The 2,221-nt window shown below is 45.5% G+C and carries 5 protein-coding genes; 3 read left to right on the top strand and 2 right to left on the bottom strand.

The features are described from left to right. On the bottom strand, window positions 1–327 hold a 327-nt coding region (locus tag DT73_RS18040; protein ID WP_036112717.1), incomplete at its 3' end, for a recombinase family protein. Between the two features lie 29 nt (window positions 328–356). Here DT73_RS18040 and DT73_RS26280 point away from each other — a divergent pair. Both DT73_RS26280 and DT73_RS18035 read left to right on the top strand, forming a co-directional pair. Then, complete coding sequence (locus DT73_RS26280; RefSeq protein WP_152552548.1) at window positions 357–764, top strand: hypothetical protein; 408 nt, start codon at window positions 357–359, stop codon at window positions 762–764. Between the two features lies 1 nt (window position 765). After that, window positions 766–1,203 (top strand): tail fiber assembly protein, encoded by a 438-nt coding sequence (locus tag DT73_RS18035; RefSeq protein ID WP_036112714.1) that lies wholly within the window; start codon window positions 766–768, stop codon window positions 1,201–1,203. On the opposite strand, the gene DT73_RS18030 is transcribed toward DT73_RS18035, so the two are convergent. Next, the gene (locus tag DT73_RS18030; RefSeq protein WP_036112700.1) at window positions 1,200–1,649 is read right to left on the bottom strand and encodes a tail assembly chaperone; all 450 of its coding nucleotides are present in this window, start codon (window positions 1,647–1,649) and stop codon (window positions 1,200–1,202) included. The two genes, DT73_RS18035 and DT73_RS18030, sit on opposite strands and share 4 nt — an antisense overlap. Window positions 1,650–2,099: 450 nt before the next feature. Between DT73_RS18030 and DT73_RS25660 the strand changes: the two genes are divergently transcribed. Further along, a partial coding sequence (locus DT73_RS25660; RefSeq protein WP_160173982.1) for a recombinase family protein occupies window positions 2,100–2,221 on the top strand: 122 nt, incomplete at its 3' end.

Here is a 2,221-nt window from a genome sequence, read left to right as displayed (position 1 = left end):
GCCCATGACATGAAAGAAAAAACGCCCCATGGGTGTGCTGGTATCAATACTGTCGGTCAGACTGCGAAAGTTAACACCACGTTGCCGCAGCTCCTCAATCAATATAACCAGGTGGCGCATGCTGCGCCCTAACCTGTCGAGCTTCCACACCACCAGCGTGTCGCCGTTAGAAAGCATCCTGAGAAGTTTTTTTAACCCGGGCCGTTCTGATGTCTTCCCGCTGATTTTATCCTCAAAAATTAGCTCACATCCTGCACACTCGAGTGCATTTCGTTGTAATGCCGTGTTCTGGTCATTTGTTGACACCCTCACATAGCCTATCAGCACAAGTATTCCTCCCGGCAAAAGCCGAAAGCATGCCAAATAGCGGGCGAACGGTCATTCTCTTAAACCTTGGTTTGGGAAACATTGCTCTGGCTGGAGTGTGTACAGGTAGCCAGGCATTTGCAGGGTATATCACTATTCCAATGATTATCAGCGGAGCGAAAAAAAACTTAATCATCCAATGGGGGCTAACAACAACAAATACAGCAGGCTCTGGGAGTGCATATACAACGACATTACCTGTCGCCTTTCCAAATTATTTTGCCCAGGTGGTTTTATCTCACGATGATACGACATCAACAGCCGTTGGATTCGGTTCTGGAACTCCGGCAACCCTTTCAACTTTTACAACAAGGGCAAATAAAATTACCCAATCAGGAACAACTATTACCGGCTCGTCTGCAAACGTTTCATTTCGTTACATCGCAATAGGATATTAATATGGCTATTTTCTTTTCAGCTAAATCTAATGGCTTCTATGCTGATAATTTCAAAAATGAATATGATAATTCAGGTACCTGGCCTGAAGATGCCGTTCAAATTAGCGATGAAACATGGCAAGCATACTTAACAACCCCTCCACAAGGAAAGCAACTAGGTTCTGACTCATCTGGAGGTCCTGCCTGGGTTGATATTCCACCACTTAGTCAAGCAGAACTGATTGCAGCGGCAGAATCTGAGAAAAGCAATAAAATCAATGATGCTAACGACTACATCAACAGTATGCAGTGGCCTTCAAAATTAGCTCTTGGGCGTCTGAGTGATAGTGATAAAGCGCTGTTTAATGAATGGCTGGATTATCTTGATGCACTGAATGCCGTAGACACTTCAACTGCACCAGATATTACCTGGCCGACGGAGCCAGGCTCATCCAGTTAACTTGAAGACTCAGGAGCATCAGGCCAGACAAAGGCATTATAGCTGGCTTCATCTGTTATTGAGCTGAAGTCCAGCGCCTGGAGTTCATTGATATAACTTATCCATGCTGTAAGTGATACTTTGTCATCATCACTGATAGTGCCCAGCAACAATTCTGTCTGCCATATCGATATTTCGCTTTTTGCAGAAGTAATGAGGTTAGCCTGATTTTCTTTTGCTTCGGTGATAAGCTCATCTGTTGTTGGTGCTGGTATATCAACCCACGCCGGTTCACCTGATGAGTCAGCGCCAAGTTGTTTTCCCTCGGTGGGCGTGTCAAGAAACGTCTGCCATGCAACATCAGTAATTTCTACTGCATCATCAGGCCATGAACCTGCCACATCGTAAGATTTCTTTAACGAATCATCAAAGAAACCAAGTTTTGAAGGTGAAAAATATTTAGTCATTTTAATAACCTGTCGCTTCCCAGTATACGGTAACTGTCCCGGCAGTTGGTGAACTGCCTGAATTTGAAGAAATGGACATTCCCCTTAAAACAGCACCAGTTGTGGATAACGCGGTTGGCCTGCAAGTTTCACATGTACCCCCCGCCACATCAGTAAGAACTGATGCCTGCAGGCTCACAGCCGCATTGGGAAATGTTGTTGGAAATGTGATTGACGTATTACCCTCAACAGCGTTCTGTGAAACGGTGAGCGATATGGTTGTCGTGCCCCATTGCTTGATTAAATTACGCTTCACGCCATTAATTATCATTGGCGTTGAAATGTACCCGCCCGTTCCCAGAGATCCAGAGCACACCCCCGCGAGAGCGATATCTCCCAAACCAAGGTTTAAGAGAATGACCGTTCGCCCGCTATTTGGCATGCTTTCGGCTTTTGCCGGGAGGAATACTTGTGCTGATAGGCTATGTGAGGGTGTCAACAAATGACCAGAACACGGCATTACAACGAAATGCACTCGAGTGTGCAGGATGTGAGCTAATTTTTGAGGATAAAATCAGCGGGAAGACATCAGA

It is taken from the genome of Mangrovibacter sp. MFB070 (genome assembly GCF_000705335.1).
Classification (GTDB): domain Bacteria; phylum Pseudomonadota; class Gammaproteobacteria; order Enterobacterales; family Enterobacteriaceae; genus Mangrovibacter; species Mangrovibacter plantisponsor.
This window is presented reverse-complemented; position numbering and strand designations above follow the sequence as displayed.

Bases quoted from the DNA above. Each gene is read 5' to 3' on its own strand.
- DT73_RS18030 (WP_036112700.1), bottom strand. From the start codon at position 1,649: ATGACTAAATATTTTTCACCTTCAAAACTTGGTTTCTTTGATGATTCG.
- DT73_RS26280 (WP_152552548.1), top strand. From the start codon at position 357: ATGCCAAATAGCGGGCGAACGGTCATTCTCTTAAACCTTGGTTTGGGA.
- DT73_RS18035 (WP_036112714.1), top strand. From the start codon at position 766: ATGGCTATTTTCTTTTCAGCTAAATCTAATGGCTTCTATGCTGATAAT.